Annotated in this window: 19 protein-coding genes and 1 pseudogene; 15 read left to right on the top strand and 5 right to left on the bottom strand. The window is 59.9% G+C overall.

Annotation, left to right across the window (positions count from 1 at the left end; translation table 11 throughout):
- Positions 1-108: 108 nt before the first annotated feature.
- The gene (locus AAEZ08_RS11860; RefSeq protein WP_500124348.1) at positions 109-378 is read right to left on the bottom strand and encodes an HP1242/YdcH family protein; all 270 of its coding nucleotides are present in this window, start codon (positions 376-378) and stop codon (positions 109-111) included.
- A gap of 223 nt (positions 379-601) precedes the next feature.
- Between AAEZ08_RS11860 and mscL the strand changes: the two genes are divergently transcribed.
- Positions 602-1,012 carry a large-conductance mechanosensitive channel protein MscL gene (mscL, locus tag AAEZ08_RS11865; RefSeq protein WP_427703680.1) on the top strand — a complete coding sequence of 137 codons (411 nt, stop codon included), beginning with the start codon at positions 602-604 and terminating at the stop codon, positions 1,010-1,012.
- A gap of 63 nt (positions 1,013-1,075) precedes the next feature.
- Here mscL and AAEZ08_RS11870 read toward each other — a convergent pair whose 3' ends face one another.
- On the bottom strand, positions 1,076-2,104 hold the full coding sequence (locus tag AAEZ08_RS11870) for a cytochrome-c peroxidase (RefSeq protein WP_500124349.1): 1,029 nt from the start codon (positions 2,102-2,104) through the stop codon (positions 1,076-1,078).
- 284 nt (positions 2,105-2,388) lie between these two features.
- Here AAEZ08_RS11870 and AAEZ08_RS11875 point away from each other — a divergent pair, with 284 nt between their 5' ends.
- The 7 genes and pseudogenes from AAEZ08_RS11875 to bamJ all read left to right on the top strand — a co-directional run bounded on the left by AAEZ08_RS11875 (position 2,389) and on the right by bamJ (position 8,792).
- Positions 2,389-4,830: a Lon protease family protein gene (locus AAEZ08_RS11875; protein ID WP_058063827.1), complete on the top strand. Its 2,442-nt coding sequence runs from the start codon at positions 2,389-2,391 to the stop codon at positions 4,828-4,830.
- 175 nt (positions 4,831-5,005) lie between these two features.
- Positions 5,006-5,341 (top strand): PA4575 family protein, encoded by a 336-nt coding sequence (locus tag AAEZ08_RS11880; RefSeq protein WP_003281592.1) that lies wholly within the window; start codon positions 5,006-5,008, stop codon positions 5,339-5,341.
- 165 nt (positions 5,342-5,506) lie between these two features.
- Positions 5,507-5,995 carry a TIGR00645 family protein gene (locus AAEZ08_RS11885; RefSeq protein ID WP_003281590.1) on the top strand — a complete coding sequence of 163 codons (489 nt, stop codon included), beginning with the start codon at positions 5,507-5,509 and terminating at the stop codon, positions 5,993-5,995.
- A 115-nt stretch (positions 5,996-6,110) separates the two neighbouring features.
- On the top strand, positions 6,111-6,416 hold the full coding sequence (locus AAEZ08_RS11890) for a DUF6482 family protein (protein WP_058063828.1): 306 nt from the start codon (positions 6,111-6,113) through the stop codon (positions 6,414-6,416).
- Between the two features lie 49 nt (positions 6,417-6,465).
- Positions 6,466-7,936: pseudogene (locus AAEZ08_RS11895) on the top strand (cryptochrome/photolyase family protein).
- Complete coding sequence (locus AAEZ08_RS11900) at positions 7,933-8,097, top strand: DUF2256 domain-containing protein (RefSeq protein WP_102820550.1); 165 nt, start codon at positions 7,933-7,935, stop codon at positions 8,095-8,097. Before AAEZ08_RS11895 ends, AAEZ08_RS11900 begins: the two are co-directional and overlap by 4 nt.
- A 77-nt stretch (positions 8,098-8,174) precedes the next feature.
- Positions 8,175-8,792, top strand: coding sequence for a BamJ family beta-barrel-assembly machinery protein (gene bamJ / locus AAEZ08_RS11905; RefSeq protein ID WP_003281583.1), 618 nt, complete (start codon positions 8,175-8,177; stop codon positions 8,790-8,792).
- Positions 8,793-8,835: 43 nt separating this feature from the next.
- On the opposite strand, the gene AAEZ08_RS11910 is transcribed toward bamJ, so the two are convergent.
- Positions 8,836-9,063: a PA4570 family protein gene (locus AAEZ08_RS11910; RefSeq protein WP_003281581.1), complete on the bottom strand. Its 228-nt coding sequence runs from the start codon at positions 9,061-9,063 to the stop codon at positions 8,836-8,838.
- Between the two features lie 170 nt (positions 9,064-9,233).
- Positions 9,234-10,202, bottom strand: coding sequence for a polyprenyl synthetase family protein (locus AAEZ08_RS11915; protein ID WP_500124350.1), 969 nt, complete (start codon positions 10,200-10,202; stop codon positions 9,234-9,236).
- A 242-nt stretch (positions 10,203-10,444) separates the two neighbouring features.
- Here AAEZ08_RS11915 and rplU point away from each other — a divergent pair, with 242 nt between their 5' ends.
- The 5 genes from rplU (at position 10,445) to AAEZ08_RS11940 (ending at position 14,130) form a co-directional block, all read left to right on the top strand.
- Positions 10,445-10,756, top strand: coding sequence for a 50S ribosomal protein L21 (gene rplU, locus AAEZ08_RS11920; RefSeq protein WP_003302133.1), 312 nt, complete (start codon positions 10,445-10,447; stop codon positions 10,754-10,756).
- A gap of 35 nt (positions 10,757-10,791) precedes the next feature.
- On the top strand, positions 10,792-11,049 hold the full coding sequence (gene rpmA / locus AAEZ08_RS11925; RefSeq protein ID WP_003281574.1) for a 50S ribosomal protein L27: 258 nt from the start codon (positions 10,792-10,794) through the stop codon (positions 11,047-11,049).
- 170 nt (positions 11,050-11,219) lie between these two features.
- Positions 11,220-12,434: an Obg family GTPase CgtA gene (gene cgtA / locus AAEZ08_RS11930; RefSeq protein WP_500124351.1), complete on the top strand. Its 1,215-nt coding sequence runs from the start codon at positions 11,220-11,222 to the stop codon at positions 12,432-12,434.
- Between the two features lie 105 nt (positions 12,435-12,539).
- Complete coding sequence (proB, locus tag AAEZ08_RS11935) at positions 12,540-13,658, top strand: glutamate 5-kinase (RefSeq protein ID WP_500124352.1); 1,119 nt, start codon at positions 12,540-12,542, stop codon at positions 13,656-13,658.
- 4 nt (positions 13,659-13,662) lie between these two features.
- Positions 13,663-14,130, top strand: coding sequence for a CreA family protein (locus tag AAEZ08_RS11940; protein ID WP_162097211.1), 468 nt, complete (start codon positions 13,663-13,665; stop codon positions 14,128-14,130).
- A gap of 87 nt (positions 14,131-14,217) precedes the next feature.
- Here the strand turns inward: AAEZ08_RS11940 and rpsT are convergent, their stop codons facing one another.
- Positions 14,218-14,496, bottom strand: a complete 279-nt coding sequence (rpsT, locus tag AAEZ08_RS11945) for a 30S ribosomal protein S20 (protein ID WP_102820553.1) — start codon at positions 14,494-14,496, stop codon at positions 14,218-14,220.
- 222 nt (positions 14,497-14,718) lie between these two features.
- Here rpsT and murJ point away from each other — a divergent pair, with 222 nt between their 5' ends.
- Entirely contained in the window at positions 14,719-16,266 is a 1,548-nt protein-coding gene (gene murJ / locus AAEZ08_RS11950) for a murein biosynthesis integral membrane protein MurJ (RefSeq protein ID WP_500124353.1), read from the top strand.
- 84 nt (positions 16,267-16,350) lie between these two features.
- Complete coding sequence (ribF, locus tag AAEZ08_RS11955) at positions 16,351-17,301, top strand: bifunctional riboflavin kinase/FAD synthetase (protein WP_500124354.1); 951 nt, start codon at positions 16,351-16,353, stop codon at positions 17,299-17,301.
- Position 17,302 lies beyond the last annotated feature (1 nt).

The following is a 17,302-nucleotide window of genomic DNA, read 5'->3' on the forward strand; positions in this document are numbered from 1 at the left end:
ACGACAATGCCCCTATCGACCGATAGAGGCATTGTCTTCACCTTGCACTCAGACTGCTAGGTTTTCACACAGTCTGGCATGGCGGGCTTCTTTTTACTGGTGGTGCTATCAGCCGCAGCAACCACCGCAGCAGCTACCGGAAGCGCGCTTGAGATCGCGAGCAATGTCGTCCTTCATGGTCACGCGCTCCTGCTTGAGCGCATTGAGTGCGGTGTCGTCGAGGGTTTCGACACCGTCTTCGACGCGGCAGATGCGCTTGTCCAACGCTTCGTATTCGTCCGCCTTTCGGGCGAAGGCCGGATCTTCCTGACGCAGTTTCTGCAACTGCTCGCGTTTCTCAGGGAAATCCTTGATCAGTGGGTGATGTTCGACGTGCATGGAAACCGCTCCGGTTTGTCAGGAAGGCGTCCACCTTAGTCTCCCTCCTCCGAGAACCGGTTGACGGCGATCAAGCGAACCTCATTCGCAATAACCGGTCGATGAAAGGCGTTCTGGCGTGGCCTGCGCCGGCAAGCCCGGCTATGCTCTACCACGGCGTTCACCGCCATGTCCGCGGGGGCATGGCGGGCGGCCCGGTCATCCACTAAAGGAAAATCTGCGTATGAGTCTGATCAACGAATTCAAGGCGTTTGCCGTGCGGGGAAATGTCGTCGACATGGCCGTGGGTATCGTCATCGGCGCTGCGTTCGGCAAGATCGTCTCGTCGTTCGTCGACGGGGTGATCATGCCGCCGCTGGGGCTGCTGATCGGCGGGGTGGACTTCTCGGATCTGGCGATAGTGCTCAAGGACGCCGTCGGCGAGGCGCCAGCGGTGGTGCTGCGGTACGGTGCATTCATTCAGACCGTGGTGGATTTCGTGATCATCGCCTTCGCCATCTTCATGGCGATCAAAGCCATCAATCATCTGAAGCGCAAGGAGGCAGAAGCGCCATCCGCACCGCCTGCGCCTTCCAAGGAAGAGCTGCTGCTGACCGAGATTCGGGACTTGCTCAGGGAGCAGAAGAGTAACTGAGCGGGCGTTTACTGAGCGTCATGGGGAAGTTACCCGGCGACTGGCGCCGGGTAACAGGAACGATCACTCAGGCTTTGGAGTGGTCGCTGTGCTGGCAGGAAGGATCGGGTAGGCCACTTGTGGCTGTTCGCCGGTTACGCTGTGCAGGAATGCAGTGATGGCGCTGACTTCATCTTTGTTGAGCTGACGACCCAGTTGGCTGTCGCCCATGATCGCAACCGCTTCTTCAAGCTCCCAGACCTCGCCGCTGTGGAAGTAGGGTGGGGTTAGCGCGACGTTGCGCAACGGTGCGGCGCGGAACACGTATTCGTCGCTTGCCGTGTTGGTCACTGCGAAGCGCCCCTTGTCGCCTACTGGCAGCACCTCGGCTCCTGGCCTCTTGATCACACCGAAGGGGAAGTAACCCTGACCACCGAGGTTTACCCCGTTGTGGCAGGCAGAGCAACCTGCGTCCATGAACAGCGCAAGGCCTTGCTTCTGTTTGTCGTCAAGCGCCTTGTCCTCACCCTTGAGGAAGCGGTCGAACGGTGAGTTCGGCGTAGTCAGCGTTACCTCGAAGGCTTCCAGGGCGTAAGCCATGTTGTCGAAGCTGACCGGATCCTTGTCCTTGGGAAAGGCTTTCTTGAACTCGGCGGCGTACGCCGGAATGCTCTTGAGCGTGGAGACGACGCGCTCTGGTGTGCTGTTCATTTCCACGCTCGCCTGCACCGGGCCTTTGGCCTGCTCCTGCAGGTCCTTGGCGCGACCGTCCCAGAACTGGGCGGCATTGAATACCGCGTTCAGCACGGTTGGCGAGTTGCGTGGACCTTTTTGCCAGCCATGGCCGATGGAGGTCGGCACGTTGTCGCTGCCGCCGATGCTCAGGTTGTGGCAAGTGTTGCAGCTGATGACGTGGCTGCTGGAGAGGCGCGGGTCAAACCAGAGTTTGTGACCGAGTACAGCTTGGTCTTCGCTGACTTTCTGGCCGCGGACTTCGGTGACTTTGTCGGGGATAGGTTTGAAAATGGCATTGGCTCGTTCGCGCAGTTCATCAGCGTTCGCTGCGCTGGTAAACAGTAGGCTGCTAAGCAATAGGGTGAGGGAAGGGTGCATCACGGAAGCTCCTTTTGTGTTGGCTGATGCTAGGAGGCGCCTTTTCGTCAAGCGACCGTTTGATCTGCATCAAGATGATCCGGCAGACCCGGTGCGGCTAACTGTATCCAGTTGTGTCCAGTTACTGATTGGTAGTGGCAGACGCCGGCTGGAGGGCGTGACCTTTTCGTTATGAGGCCCCTTCGAGTTGCGCTGGTCCTGGCCAGCCTTGCGGCGCGACCGAGGCAACGCCAGAATGGCGCCATCAATCGTGGCTATATGCGCCACTCCAGCAAGGATTCCCGATGCCTGAACCTGTCGCTGCCGGCTTGCGCCTGGCACCCGATGCGCTGACCCGTCCCTTCGAGCCCAGCCAATTCAACTTCAACACCACCGCCGAACTTGAGCCGTTTCTTGGTGTGCTCGGTCAGGAGCGCGCAGTCGAGGCGTTGCAGTTCGGCGTGGCAATGCCGCGCCCCGGCTATAACGTGTATGTGATGGGGGAGCCGGGGACAGGGCGTTTCTCCTTCGTGCGGCGCTATCTGAAAGCTGAAGGCAAGCGACTGGAGACGCCTTCGGACTGGGTTTACGTAAACAATTTCGACGAACCTCGTGAGCCACGTGTGCTGGAGTTGCCCAACGGCGGCGCAGCAACCTTTATCGCCGATATCAATCAGCTGATCGACAACCTGCTGGCGACGTTCCCGGCAGTGTTCGAGCATCCGAGCTTTCAGCAGAAGAAGAGCGCGATCGATCGTGCGTTCAACCAACGCTACGACAAGGCGCTGGATATCATTGAGAAGCTCGCGCTGGAAAAGGAAATTGCCCTTTACCGCGACAGCAATAACATCGCCTTTACTCCTATGAAGGAGGGTAAAGCGCTCGACGAGACTGAGTTCGCCCAACTGCCCGAAGCCGAGCGCGAGCGTTATCACGAGGACATTTCCGCACTGGAAGTGCGCCTGAACGAAGAGCTGGCGAGTCTGCCGCAATGGAAGCGCGAGTCGACCAACCAGCTGCGCCAGCTCAACGATGAAACCATCAGTCAGGCGCTGCAGCCGCTGCTGGCGCCGCTGTCCGAGAAGTACGCCGAAAATGCCGGTATCGAAGCCTATCTGCAGGCGGTGCAGGTCAATCTGCTGAAGACAGTTGTCGAGCAACTGGTGGACGAGAACCGTCCGGAAGCGCAGAACCGTGTGTTGCTCGAGGAGCAGTACAGCCCCAGCCTGGTGGTCGGACACCCGCTCGATGGCGGTGCGCCGGTGGTGTTCGAGCCACATCCGACCTATGACAATCTGTTCGGTCGCATCGAATACAACACCGATCAGGGCGCCCTCTACACCAGCTATCGGCAATTGCGTCCGGGTGCCCTGCACCGCGCCAATGGTGGCTTTCTCATGCTGGAGGCGGAGAAACTGCTCAGTGAGCCCTTTGTCTGGGAGGCCCTCAAGCGCGCCTTGCAGTCGCGCAAACTGAAGATGGAGTCGCCGCTGGCCGAACTGGGGCGTCTGGCCACCGTAACGCTGACGCCGCAGGTAATTCCCCTGCATGTGAAGGTGATCATCATCGGCTCGCGCCAGCTCTATTACACGCTGCAGGACCTGGATCCGGACTTCCAGGAAATGTTCCGCGTGCTGGTGGACTTCGACGAGGACATCCCGCTGGCCGAGGACAGCCTCGAACAGTTCGCCCAGCTGATGAAGACCCGCACCTCGGAAGAGGGCATGGCACCGCTTACGGCAGCAGCGGTTGCGCGCCTGGCGACCTACAGTGCGCGTCTGGCCGAGCACCAGGGGCGCTTGTCGGCGCGTATCGGCGATCTGTTCCAGCTGGTCAGCGAGGCCGATTTCATTCGCCAGCTGGCCAAGGACGAAGTCACGGATGTCGGCCATATCGAGCGTGCACTCAAGGCCAAGGCCACGCGTACGGGTCGTGTCTCGGCGCGGATTCTCGAAGACATTCTGGCCGGCGTTATTCTGATCGATAGCGAAGGTGCAGCCATCGGCAAATGCAACGGGCTGACCGTCCTGGAGGTTGGTGACTCGGCATTCGGGATGCCGGCGCGCATTTCTGCCACCGTTTATCCGGGCGGCTCGGGGATCGTCGATATCGAGCGCGAGGTCAATCTCGGTCAGCCGATTCACTCCAAAGGGGTGATGATTCTCACGGGTTATCTGGGCAGCCGTTATGCACAGGAGTTTCCGCTGGAAATATCGGCAAGCATCGCGCTGGAGCAGTCCTACGGCTATGTTGACGGCGATAGCGCCTCGCTCGGGGAGTGCTGTGCACTGATCTCGGGACTATCGCGTACGCCGCTCAAACAGTGTTTCGCCATCACCGGTTCGATCAACCAGTTTGGTGAAGTGCAGGCGGTTGGCGGCGTGAACGAGAAGATCGAGGGTTTCTTCCGTCTTTGCGAAGCGCGCGGACTGACAGGCGAGCAAGGGGTGATCATCCCGTTCGCCAATGTCACTACGCTGATGCTCGACGAGCGCGTGCTGGATGCGGTTCGTCAGCAGCGCTTCCACGTTTATGCCGTAAGGCAGGTAGATGAGGCGCTGTCGCTCTTGGTGGGCGAGGATGTGGGCGCGGCCGATGAGCAGGGACATTTCCCCAAGGGAAGCGTCAACGCCAGGGTGGTTGAGCGCTTGCGTGACATTGCCGAAATCGAGCTGGAAGAGGAAGGCAAGGGCGAGGCTGCGGATTCAACTGAGCAACAAGCGGCCAAGTCGGACGAAGATAACTAGGCGTCACCGCTGTACGGTTTTTGAACGGAACGATAGCGCGCGCGGCGGGTCTGCAGTGGAGGAGGGCATCCACCCTTCATCCACAGGATTATCCACAGCTTCAGGGGATAAACAGGCTCTCGCGCTACATCCGTGAAGGATGTTCCCGCGTCGGCCCGACGCGAGGATCGCCACTATGTCGCACAATCTTTGTCTGAATCGCCAGTGCCTGGGCCTGGTTACCCGAATCGAATGCGCCATACGCCCTCTTGCCGGCGGCAACGGGCTGTGGACGCTGCTCTGCGCGGCTGGTCTGGCAGACGGGCAACCGACTGCAATCAAGGTCCAGGGCCCATTCCACGGGCCTGCAATGGCCGAATCGGTGCTTGCCGCAATCGCCGATAACCTAATTGGCCAAGGCTACTGCGAGTCGGACGCCCCTTCGATCTGGCAGCTGCACATGCAAGCCGAATTGCGCCGAGTTAACGCCAATCAGGCGCGTTTTCTACGCGGCTGGGAGTCGCGACCCTAAGTCCGCCCCGCACACACCTGGTGCTGGCTGACAGGCTCGTTCTTTCTTTTTGCCTGCGCTAGCCGGATTTTTATCCACATGCGGAATGTGCACCGTTGGCTTGTCTTGGTGCGCTCGGTACGGCTGCGTATACTCGCGCGTCTTCCTTTCCCACTGTGAGACCTCATGGAGCGCATTCTTGAAAATGCCATGTACGCCGCTCGCTGGCTGCTGGCCCCCATCTACTTCGGTCTGGCATTTGCGCTGCTGGCGCTGGCAATCAAGTTCTTTCAGGAGGTCTTCCACATCCTCCCGATGATCTTGTCGATCAGCGAAGCGGATCTGGTGCTGACGTTGCTGTCGCTGATCGATATGGCGCTGGTCGGCGGTCTGTTGGTGATGGTCATGATCTCCGGCTACGAGAACTTCGTTTCGCAGCTGGACGTGGACGAGGGCAAGGAGAAGTTGGACTGGCTTGGCAAGATGGATTCCAGTTCGCTAAAGCTCAAGGTCGCGGCTTCGATCGTGGCGATTTCGTCGATTCATCTGCTGCGTATGTTCATGGATGTGCAGCAGATCGAGAGTGAAAAACTGATGTGGTATGTGATCATCCACCTGACGTTCGTGGTCTCGGCCTTCGCCATGGGCTACATGGATAAAATCACCAAACACTGATTGCCGGCACCCTGCCGTCGCGGGCAGGCGGAAGTCCCTGTGGTATCTGATAAAAAGCTCTACAGAATTATTATTTTGTCGAATATTCTGTAGCGGTTTTTCACGGGGATTCGCCATGTACCTTCAGGACCTTGCGACTCATGCCGTCGCCGGACGCGTCGACGCTCTGGAGCTGATTTCACTCGAGGGTGGGATCTACCTTCTCGACATCTATCTTCAAGGCCAGCGGCACAGTTTGACTGATGATCGCGGGAAGGTCTGGCACCTGCGTTCGGTGGAGCATGCCCGCGACATCTTGCGGGAATTGCCCGAACTGCCGTTCCACCTCGTGCAGCAATCGCCCTACGACGAAATGTGCGGTTTGGCCGAGGGCGTTCGCGAACCGCTGCGTGTGCCGCTTGGTATGCGGTCTCAGTGGTGAGATCTCGCCGCTGTTGTGTCCTGCCCTGCTGGTGTGAGGAGGGCTGGTGATGAGCATCACCGCGCTACGGTTGGTGCTCGGCGATCAGCTGAGCTTCGATCTGTCTGTCCTGGATGGGCTGGACCCGGTTCATGATCGGGTTTTGCTTGCTGAAGTGGCCGATGAGGCCAACCATGTGCCGCACCATCCGCAGAAGATTGCCTTTATCTTCAGTGCGATGCGCCACTTCGCCCAGGCCCTGCGCGAGCGCGGTGTGGCCGTGGACTATGTGGCGCTCGATGACCCTGCCAACAGTGGTTCGCTAGCCGGAGAGCTGGCGCGCTTTGCCGCAAAGTATCGACCCGCCGATCACATGGCACGCCGATCAGCGCTTTCTCTGTTCGCGGGCCCAGTTCGCTTGCTGGGCGAGCGGTAAAAAGCAGCTGCGAATGGAGTTCTTCTACCGCGAGATGCGACTCCGAGCAGGTCTTCTGCTGAATCTGGATGGGGCGCCGGAAGGTGGAGTCTGGAATCTCGATGCCGACAACCGCAAGCCTCTGCCGCGAGGACTACACGGCCCGATCACGTTGCGCTTCGTCGCTGACGACATCACGCGCGATGTGCTGGAGCTGGTCGAGGCGCGCTTCGCCCATCACTACGGTAGCCTGGAGAGGTTCGATTACCCGGTGACCCACGCCGAAGCCGAGCAACTCTGGCAGCACTTTCTGGATTTCGGCCTGGCGGCTTTCGGTGACTATCAGGACGCCATGGCGAGCGGCGAACCGTTCCTGTTTCATGCGCGTATCGGTGCGGCGCTCAATGTTGGCCTGCTTGACGTACGGCGACTGTGTGGGGACGTGGAGACAGCCTATCGGCAAGGGCGCGTCGCATTGAATGCCGCGGAAGGTTTCATTCGCCAACTGATCGGCTGGCGTGAGTATGTGCGTGGCATCTACTGGTTGCAGATGCCCGATTACGCCCGGCGCAACGCATTCGGTAACACCAGGCCGCTGCCGGAGTTCTACTGGACTGGTCAGACACGTATGAACTGTATGCGCCAGGTCATAGGGCAGACGCTGGACCATGCCTATGCTCACCATATCCAGCGGCTGATGGTGACAGGCAATTTCGCGCTACTGGCAGGCATCGCTCCACCGGCGTTGTGCGACTGGTATCTGGCGGTGTACATGGACGCATTCGACTGGGTAGAGCTGCCGAATGTGCTTGGCATGGTGCTGCACGCCGACGGTGGCTATCTCGGCTCCAAGCCTTACTGTGCCAGCGGCCAGTACATCAAGCGCATGTCCGACTACTGTCACGGCTGCGCCTACAAGGTGGGTGAGAGTACGACGGACGATGCCTGTCCTTTCAATGCCCTTTATTGGCACTTTCTTATGCGTCACCGCGAGCGGCTGCAAAGTAATCCTCGAATGACGATGATCTACCGCAACCTCGCACGTATGGACGAGAGCAAGCGGGAGGGAGTATGGCGGCGCGGCGAGGCATTGTTGGAGCGTCTGGATGCTGGTGACGCGTTGTGAGACAGAAAGCTGACCTGCCGGTAAAAAACTGCGTGGTGTGCGGACTACCCTTTACCTGGCGAAAGAAATGGGCACGCTGCTGGGATGAGGTGCGGTATTGCTCTGAACGCTGTCGGCGTAACAGGAGCGGGGCGGCCCCTAGGGCGGGTAGCGGCACGTGACGGCAGAGCACTGGCTGCCGCCCCGGTCGCCGCAGCTGTGCTAGGCTGGCCGACCTTTTTTGCTCTCGGAGCCCGGCATGACCGAACTCAACTTCTCCACTGACGAAACCCGCGTAAGCTACGGCATTGGCCGTCAATTGGGCGACCAGTTGCGTGACAACCCTCCGCCTGGTGTCAGCCTTGATGCGGTGATTGCCGGCATTCGCGACGCATTCGCCGGTGTGGCCAGCCAGGTCAGCCCAGAGGCGCTGAATGCCAGTTTCGCGGTGATTCGCGAGCGCATGCAGGCAGAGGCTCAGCAGAAGGCCGAAGCGGCCGCTGCTGAAGGTCGCGCCTTCCTCGTCGAAAATGCCAAGCGCGAAGGCGTGGTTGTGCTGCAGTCGGGCCTGCAGTACGAAGTGCTGACTACCGGTGATGGCGCCAAGCCGTCCCGCGAGGATAGTGTACGTACGCATTACCACGGCACGCTGATCGACGGCAGTGTGTTCGACAGTTCCTATCAGCGCGGCCAGCCAGCCGAGTTTCCGGTTGGCGGTGTAATTGCGGGTTGGACCGAGGCACTCCAGCTGATGAACGCCGGCAGTAAGTGGCGGCTGTATGTGCCGAGCGAATTGGCCTACGGCGCCCAGGGCGTAGGCAGCATCCCGCCGCACAGCACGCTGGTGTTCGACGTCGAGTTGCTGGACGTGCTCTAAAAGGGCAGCAGGCTTCAAGCCACGCCTGAAGCCTGAAAGCGCCTCAAGGCCGCAGCGCCCGGGCATAGCTGAAGAGGAACAGATTGCGGATCTGTTCCTTCAGCACGCAGGGCTCGTTCGTGCTCAGCTCCTGCAGGTCGAGGTCACCTTGCTCGCGCAACTCTTCCAGCGCCTCGCCTTCTAGTGAAACACACACCGCGCCGGTGTTGCGGTCGAGTATGCGCAGGTAGGGCTGCGGTCGGTCCAGCCAAGCATCTATCAAGTAAGTCATGCGGCATCTCCAATTGATTCCCGTAATGAGAATAATTGTTATTTACAAAGATGCAAGCGCAAAAGACCTATTCTGCCCGGCGGGCAAAGAGGGTTGGTGATTAAGCGATCGTGGGTGGCGTTTGGCTGCTGCTGCGCCCTGCACGACGCAGCATCGGAGGTTCTTGGTGGTCAGTGTGTGCGAGCTACGGCAAAGCGGCACAGCTCGACCAGGGCGTCGCGATACTGGTTGGCGGGAATGACTTCTAGGCAGACAATGGCGCGTTCGGCATAGTCGCGCGCAAGCTTTGCGGTGTAATCCAATGCGCCTGATGCCTCAACAGCGGCACGAATGCTCTCGAGGTCTTCCAAGCCGCCTTTCTGGATGGCTTTGCGCACCAGTGCAGCCTGTTCAGTCGTACCTTCGCGCATGGTATAGATCAGCGGGAGCGTGGGCTTGCCTTCGGCAAGGTCGTCACCGACATTCTTGCCAAGGGTTTCCGCGTCACCCTGGTAGTCGAGCAGATCGTCGACCAGCTGGAAGGCGATGCCAAGGTGATCGCCAAAGGTGCGCAACGCTTCACGCTGCTCCTCATTGGCGCCGGCCAGTGTCGCCGCGCTGTGGGTCGAGGCTTCGAAGAGCATCGCGGTCTTGCCGCGGATGACCTCCATGTAGATTTCTTCGGTGGTGCTGGCGTCGCGGACCTTCGACAGCTGCAGTACTTCGCCTTCGGCAATGACGCGCGTTGCCTGGGAGATGATGCGCATCACCGGCATGGAATCCAGTTCCACCATCATTTCGAACGAACGTGCATATAGAAAGTCGCCAACCAGTACGCTTGGCGCATTGCCCCACAGGGCGTTGGCGGTGGAGCGGCCGCGGCGCATGCCGGACATGTCGACCACATCGTCATGTAGCAGCGTGGAGGTGTGCAGGAACTCGATGATGGCGGCCAGCAAGCGTAATTGATCGCCCTGATGCCCGAGTGCACTGCCGCTGAGCAGTACCAGCAGAGGGCGCAGGCGCTTGCCGCCGGCCGAGGTGATGTAGTCCCCGATCTTTTCCACCAGAGGAACGCGCGAAGTCAGTTGCTTGCGGATGATGCCGTCGACAGCGGCAAAATCGTCCGCCACAACTTGATAGAAAGGCTGGGGTTGCATCGGGGACTCCTCGCAGATTGCGCGGCATGCTAGGGGGCGGGTCTGGCACTGTCAAGGCAACTCCAGTTGGCTATTGCGCGGGGTGTATCGCATGCGTACAATCGCGGACCCTGAACTTCCCCCTGGGCATTTCCCTGCCTTACGCAATTGCACGGGCGTCACCTTCCGGCCCCATGCAGCCATGCCAGCCACTAATCATTCTTTCAAAGCGCTGGGTGAGCAGGATCAACGGAGATACACAGATGTACGCAGTTATCGTAACCGGCGGCAAGCAATACAAGGTCGCCGAAGGCGAATACCTCAAGATTGAAAAACTCGAAGTTGCGACTGGCGAAGCTGTCACTTTTGACCGCGTTCTGCTGATCGGCAACGGCGATGATGTAAAGATCGGCGCTCCGGTGGTCGATGGTGCCAAGGTTACCGCTGAAGTGATCGCCCAGGGCCGTCACGACAAGGTCACCATCATCAAATTCCGCCGTCGTAAGCACCACATGAAGCGTCAGGGCCACCGTCAGTGGTTCACTGAGGTCAAAATCACCGGTATTCAGGGCTAATCGGGCCTGAATCCCCTTATAGGAGTATTGAACTCATGGCACACAAAAAAGCTGGCGGTTCTACCCGCAACGGTCGCGACTCAGAAGCCAAACGCCTTGGCGTGAAGATGTACGGCGGCCAGGCCATCAAGGCCGGTAACATCATCGTGCGTCAGCGCGGCACCCAGTTCCATGCCGGTTACGGCGTTGGTATGGGCAAGGATCACACCCTGTTCGCGAAAGTCGAAGGCGTGATCAAATTCGAAGTGAAGGGCGCTTTTGGCCGTCGCTACGTGAGCGTCGTCGCAGCCTAACTGCGCCGTTGCTGGAAAAGCCCTGTCATGCGACGGGGCTTTTTTGTTTCTGTATCCTGTGAGGCTCTTGCAAAGAACTGCTCGGTGCTCAATCAGTTTTCGCTGGGTTTTTTTGCAAGACCCTTATGTTTCTTGTTACTTAAGCCCGTCCTGCGACGGGAGGCGTTCCCATGAAATTCGTCGATGAAGTATCGATTTTTGTAAAGGCCGGCGACGGCGGCAACGGCATGATGAGTTTTCGTCGTGAAAAGTTCATCGAAAAAGGTGGCCCCAACGGTGGTGATGGTGGCGACGGCGGCTCGGTGTATTTGGTAGCTGACGAGAACCTCAACACGCTGGTGGACTACCGTTATACCCGTCGCTTCAATGCGCAGAACGGGCAGAAGGGTGGCAGTACCGATTGCACGGGTGCCAAGGGCGAGGATCTTGTCCTGCCGGTGCCGGTTGGTACCACCATCATTGATGCGGCTACCCAGGAGATCATGGGTGATCTGACCAAGGCCGGGCAGCGTCTGCTGGTGGCTCAGGGTGGCTGGCACGGGTTGGGTAATACTCGATTCAAGTCCAGTACCAATCGGGCACCAAGGCAGACCACGCCGGGCAAGCCGGGTGATGCTCGTGACCTCAAGCTGGAATTGAAGGTCCTCGCTGATGTTGGTCTGCTGGGCCTGCCGAATGCCGGCAAGAGTACCTTTATTCGTTCGGTGTCGGCGGCCAAGCCGAAGGTTGCCGATTATCCGTTCACTACGCTGGTGCCGAATCTGGGCGTGGTCAGCGTTGGGCGCTACAAGAGCTTCGTGATCGCCGACATTCCGGGGCTCATCGAGGGTGCGGCCGAGGGTGCGGGGCTGGGAATTCGTTTCCTCAAGCACCTGGCGCGTACTCGGCTGTTGCTGCATCTGGTGGATATGGCGCCGCTGGATGGCGGTGATCCGGCTGACGCGGCGGAAGTCATCCTGCACGAGCTGGAGAAGTTCAGTCCCGCACTGACTCAGCGTGATCGCTGGCTAGTGCTGAACAAGGCGGATCAGTTGCTCGATGATGAGCGCGAGGAGCGCGTGCGGCATGTTGTCGAACGCCTGGATTGGAAGGGTCCGGTGTTCGTCATTTCTGCACTGGAGAGCGAGGGTACTGAGGCGCTGAGTCAGGCCATCATGCGTTATCTGGACGAGCGTACTGTGCGCATCGCTGAAGAGCCAGAGTATGCCGAAGCCTTGGCCGAGCTCGATCGCCAGATCGAAGATGAGGCCCGTGCGCGGCTGCAAGAGCTTGATGATCAGCGTGCGTTGCGCCGCGCTGGCGTCAAGGCGGTTGATGAGGTCGAGGATGACGACTTCGACGACGATGATGACGAGGGTGGTGCCGAGATCATCTACGTGCGCTGATTCGAACGCCGGGTCGCTGTGCGGCCTGGTCGGACGGGAGGTCGGTGGGCTGGCTCGTGCGCAGCCCGATCCGGAAGTGTTTTGGCCGTATAGAAGGCGGGAACGATGCGGGACAAGGTGAGCGGTGCGCGGCGCTGGGTGGTGAAGATCGGCAGTGCGCTGCTGACCGCCGATGGTCGGGGGCTCGATCAGGCGGCGATGGCGGTCTGGGTCGATCAGATGGTCGCCTTGCGTGAAGCAGGTGTCGAGCTTGTGCTGGTTTCGTCAGGTGCGGTTGCGGCAGGCATGAGTCGTCTCGGTTGGAGTTCTCGACCCAAGGCCGTGCATGAGCTTCAGGCTGCTGCTGCTGTCGGGCAGATGGGCTTGATTCGTGCCTGGGAATCCAGCTTTGCCCGCTGCGATCAGCAAACGGCGCAGATTCTTGTCACTCATGACGATCTCTCGGACCGCAAGCGTTACCTCAATGCGCGTAGCACGCTGCGCACGCTCATCGATCTAGGTGTGGTGCCGGTCATCAACGAGAACGACACTGTCGTCACTGACGAGATCCGCTTTGGGGATAACGACACGCTAGCAGCCCTGGTTGCCAATCTCGTCGAGGCTGATTTGCTAGTCATTCTGACTGATCGCGATGGCATGTTCGATGCCGATCCTCGCTTCAATCCTGAGGCTAATCTGATTAGTGAGGCTCGCGCCGACGATCCCGCCCTGGATGCGGTGGCTGGTGGTGCGGGTGGGGCGCTTGGGCGTGGCGGTATGCAGACCAAGTTGCGCGCGGCTCGTCTGGCGGCGCGTTCTGGTGCGCATACGGTGATCGTCGGTGGGCGCATCGAGCGGGTACTGGCGCGCCTCAAGGTGGGTGAGCGTCTGGGGACGCTGCTGGCGCCGGAGTGCAGTCGGCACGCGGCGCGCAAGCAGTGGCTTGCTGGGCACCTGCAGACTCGTGGCACGCTGACGCTGGATGACGGTGCGGTGCATGCCTTGCGCCAGGGCAATCGCAGTTTGCTACCTGTTGGTGTGCGCGCAGTGCAGGGGGCATTCCGTCGTGGTGAGATGGTTGTCTGTGTGGGGCCGCAAGGTTTGGAGGTTGCGCGCGGTCTGGTGAACTACAGTGCGGCCGAGGCGCAGCGCATTCTCGGGCGGCCATCAGACGAGATCGAGAAGCTGCTCGGTTATGTCGATGAGCCGGAGCTTATCCATCGCGACAACATGATTTTGGTCTGAGGTGATGATGCGTCTTGCCGTTCTGACATTGGCCCTTGGGCTCACGATTCCGCAGTTCGCGCTTGCCGAGCGGATCGGCGAGGTGGATACCGTATTCAAGTGGCTTGGGCCGAATCATCGGATTGTCGTCGAGGCATTCGATGATCCCTTGGTTGATGGCGTGACATGCTATCTCTCTCGCGGAAAGACCGGCGGCATAAAGGGTGGTTTGGGTCTCGCAGAAGATCGGGCTGAGGCGTCCATCGCCTGTCGGCAGGTTGGGCCTATTCGCATTAACGCTAAGCTCAAGGATGGTGATGTGGTCTTCAAGGAGCGCACTTCGCTGGTCTTCAAGACGATGCAGGTTGTGCGCTTCTTCGATGAGTCGCGCAATACTCTTGTCTATCTCGTCTACAGCGATCGTGTCATCGAAGGTAGCCCGCAAAATGCGGTTACGGCCATTCCGATTCTGCCCTGGCCAGTAGCGCCATAACCTGAGTCTTTCCCGTCATCGTGGTGACGGGTAAAAGCGGGACATAAAAAAACCGGCGCTAGGCCGGTTTTTTTCAAGAACCTGCAGTTAGGCTGCAGCAGTTTCGCCGAGAGCCTTGATGTGGCCGTTCAGGCGGCTCTTGTGACGAGCGGCTTTGTTCTTGTGGATGATGCCTTTGTCAGCCATGCGGTCAATGACCGGCACGGCAGCAGTGTAGGCTGTGCGAGCCTTGTCCAGGTCTTTGGCGTCAATGGCCTTGACCACATTCTTGATGTAGGTACGAACCATGGAGCGCAAGCTGGCATTGTGGCTGCGACGCTTCTCAGCCTGAATTGCGCGTTTTTTGGCGGAAGGGCTGTTGGCCACCGTCGAACTCCTCGAAAACTTGGGGGATTGCAAAGCAAATAAGGCCGCGAATCATGCCGACGCGAAGGTCGCTTGTCAAGCCTGGTCGAATGGCTTGAGAAGCTGGTCGGACAGAAGGGGTGCGGCTAAACTCGCCGCCTCTTTTCGTGTCGTAACTGGCCATCGATCCGGCCGGCGCCAGGCGCTCGGTCGATCAATCTCGCTGCAATTCTAGGAAGACAAATGTCCGAAAAAACCGGCAAGGGCGGATTGTTGCGTTCCAGCGCTGTGGTCAGTGTCATGACCCTGCTGTCGCGCGTGCTGGGTATGGTACGCGATATGGTCGTCGCCAGCTACTTTGGTTCTGGAGCTGCCGCTGACGCCTTCTTCATTGCGTTCAAGATTCCCAACTTCTTACGCCGGCTGTTTGCCGAGGGGGCTTTTGCCCAGGCCTTCGTGCCGGTGCTGTCGGAATATCGCACCAAGCGCACGCTGGCCGACGTCAAGCAGTTGGTGGATCGCACCGCCGGCATGCTCGGACTTATCCTTGCCGGTCTGACCGCGCTGGGCGTGCTGTTCGCGCCCTATGTGGTGATGGTCTTCGCGCCAGGCTTTCACGACGATCCGGCGAAGATGCAGCTTGCCGGCGAGTTGCTGCGCATCACCTTTCCCTACCTGATGTTGATCTCGCTGACGGCATTCACCTCCGGCGTGCTCAACAGCTATGGGCATTTTGCGGTGCCCGGCTTCACGCCAGTGCTGCTCAATGTCTGCATGATCGCGTCGGCGGTGTTTCTTACGCCCTATTTCGATCAGCCAATCATGGCGCTGGCCTGGGGGGTGTTCATCGCGGGCTTCGCCCAGTTGGCCTTCCAGCTACCGTACGTTGCCAAGCTCGGCCTGTTGCCCCGGCCAAGGGTCAAACGGGGTGATGAGGGGGTGCGTCGTATCATGCTGCTCATGGTGCCGGCGTTGTTTGGGGTTTCTGTCAGTCAGATCAATCTGCTGCTCGATACCGTGCTCGCGTCCTTCCTGCAAACCGGCAGCGTCTCCTGGTTGTACTACGCCGACCGCCTGTCCGAGTTGCCGTTGGGGGCGTTCGGTATCGCGATTGGTACGGTGATCCTGCCGAGCCTGTCGCGTCAGCACGCCGGCGAAGACCCGAAGGCGTTCTCGGCGACGGTTGATTGGGCGTTGCGCATGGTGCTGCTGGTCGGTGTTCCTGCTGCGCTGGCGCTGGGTATCCTCGCCGAGCCTATGATTGCCAGCCTGTTTTACTACGGCGCCATGAGTGAGGAGGCAGTGGTTCAGTCGGCACGGGCCCTGCAGGCTTACTCGCTGGGCGTGCTGGCGTTCATGCTGATCAAGGTGCTGGCGCCGGGCTTCTTCGCGCGTCAGGACCTCAAGACTCCGGTGCGCGTCGCGGTCATTTGCATGATCGCAAATATGGTGATGAACCTGATTCTGATCTGGCCGTTGCAGCACGTGGGATTAGCATTGGCTACGTCGTTATCCTCGATGCTCAACGCGGTGCTGTTGTTCTGGGGCTTGTACAAGGTCGGGGTCTATCGCCCGGCGCCTGGCTGGTGGCCGTTCGGGTTGCGCCTGGCGGCTGCCTGCGCGGCAATGGTGGCGGTGGTCTGGTGGCTCAATGTGCCGGCACAAGAGTGGTTTGCCTGGGGTTGGCAGCAGCGAGCGCTGCGGTTGGGGATTCTCGTTTGCGCAGGGTTGGCGGCATTTGCCGGTGGGCTGCTGCTGACGGGACTGCGGCCGCGGCATTTGCGGCATTGATCGACGATTCACGGGCGGCGCAAACCTGTCCGGGATGCTCGGCACATGCGTATAATCGGCCACTTTTCAAGCAAGAAGTGCGGTATGCAGCTGGTTCGAGGCCTTCACAATCTGCGACCCCGGCATCGGGGTTGCGTCGCCACCATCGGCAATTTCGACGGCGTGCACCGGGGGCATCAGGCCATCCTGGCGCGGCTGCGCGAGCGTGCGGCCGAATTGGGGCTGCCCAGTTGTGTGGTGATCTTCGAGCCGCAACCGCGTGAGTTCTTTTCGCCGGACAAGGCGCCGGCACGGCTCACCCGGTTGCGTGAAAAGCTGCAGCTCCTGAGCGAGCAGGGCGTCGATCTGGTGCTGTGTCTGGCGTTCAATCGCCGCCTGCGTGAGCTGAGTGCCGCCGAGTTCGTCCATGCCACGCTGGTGGACGGGCTGGGAGTGCAGCACCTGGAGGTGGGTGACGATTTCCGTTTCGGTTGCGACCGCGCCGGCGATTTCGATTTCCTGCTCAAGGCCGGCGCGGCCGAAGGCTTCTCGGTTGAGGCCGCGACCACCATTGAGGTGGATGGCGAGCGGGTCAGCAGTACGCGGCTGCGCCAGGTGCTGGCAGAGGGTGATCTGGCCTGCGCCGAGGCGCTGCTCGGCAGGCCGTTCGGTATCACCGGTCGGGTCATGCATGGGCAAAAGCTAGGTCGCCAGCTCGGCGCACCGACTGCCAATGTGCAGCTCAAGCGTCGCAATACGCCGCTAAGTGGCGTGTTCCTGGTCAGTCTCGAATTGGATGGCAAATCGCTTGCCGGTGTCGCCAACATCGGCATGCGGCCCACGGTCGAGAGTGACGGTAAACCACATCTGGAAGTGCATCTGCTCGATTATCAGGGCGACCTGTACGGCCGTCTGGTGCAGGTGACCTTTCATCGCAAGCTGCGCGACGAGCAGCGCTTTGCCTCGCTGGAGGCGCTCAAGACGGCGATTGATGCCGACATCGCCGCTGCCCGTGATTACTGGCGGGCTTCACCCCTTATGACGAGTCAGGACTGAA

The sequence above is a fragment of the Pseudomonas sp. E45-MNA-CIBAN-0222 genome (assembly GCF_040310405.1).
Taxonomy (GTDB): Bacteria; Pseudomonadota; Gammaproteobacteria; order Pseudomonadales; family Pseudomonadaceae; genus Stutzerimonas; species Stutzerimonas stutzeri_AC.

Coding starts and splice junctions, on each gene's coding strand:
- AAEZ08_RS11860 (WP_500124348.1), bottom strand. CDS start 378: ATGCACGTCGAACATCACCCACTGATCAAGGATTTCCCTGAGAAACGC.
- mscL (WP_427703680.1), top strand. CDS start 602: ATGAGTCTGATCAACGAATTCAAGGCGTTTGCCGTGCGGGGAAATGTC.
- AAEZ08_RS11870 (WP_500124349.1), bottom strand. CDS start 2,104: ATGCACCCTTCCCTCACCCTATTGCTTAGCAGCCTACTGTTTACCAGC.
- AAEZ08_RS11875 (WP_058063827.1), top strand. CDS start 2,389: ATGCCTGAACCTGTCGCTGCCGGCTTGCGCCTGGCACCCGATGCGCTG.
- AAEZ08_RS11880 (WP_003281592.1), top strand. CDS start 5,006: ATGTCGCACAATCTTTGTCTGAATCGCCAGTGCCTGGGCCTGGTTACC.
- AAEZ08_RS11885 (WP_003281590.1), top strand. CDS start 5,507: ATGGAGCGCATTCTTGAAAATGCCATGTACGCCGCTCGCTGGCTGCTG.
- AAEZ08_RS11890 (WP_058063828.1), top strand. CDS start 6,111: ATGTACCTTCAGGACCTTGCGACTCATGCCGTCGCCGGACGCGTCGAC.
- bamJ (WP_003281583.1), top strand. CDS start 8,175: ATGACCGAACTCAACTTCTCCACTGACGAAACCCGCGTAAGCTACGGC.
- AAEZ08_RS11910 (WP_003281581.1), bottom strand. CDS start 9,063: ATGACTTACTTGATAGATGCTTGGCTGGACCGACCGCAGCCCTACCTG.
- AAEZ08_RS11915 (WP_500124350.1), bottom strand. CDS start 10,202: ATGCAACCCCAGCCTTTCTATCAAGTTGTGGCGGACGATTTTGCCGCT.
- rplU (WP_003302133.1), top strand. CDS start 10,445: ATGTACGCAGTTATCGTAACCGGCGGCAAGCAATACAAGGTCGCCGAA.
- rpmA (WP_003281574.1), top strand. CDS start 10,792: ATGGCACACAAAAAAGCTGGCGGTTCTACCCGCAACGGTCGCGACTCA.
- cgtA (WP_500124351.1), top strand. CDS start 11,220: ATGAAATTCGTCGATGAAGTATCGATTTTTGTAAAGGCCGGCGACGGC.
- proB (WP_500124352.1), top strand. CDS start 12,540: ATGCGGGACAAGGTGAGCGGTGCGCGGCGCTGGGTGGTGAAGATCGGC.
- AAEZ08_RS11940 (WP_162097211.1), top strand. CDS start 13,663: ATGATGCGTCTTGCCGTTCTGACATTGGCCCTTGGGCTCACGATTCCG.
- murJ (WP_500124353.1), top strand. CDS start 14,719: ATGTCCGAAAAAACCGGCAAGGGCGGATTGTTGCGTTCCAGCGCTGTG.
- ribF (WP_500124354.1), top strand. CDS start 16,351: ATGCAGCTGGTTCGAGGCCTTCACAATCTGCGACCCCGGCATCGGGGT.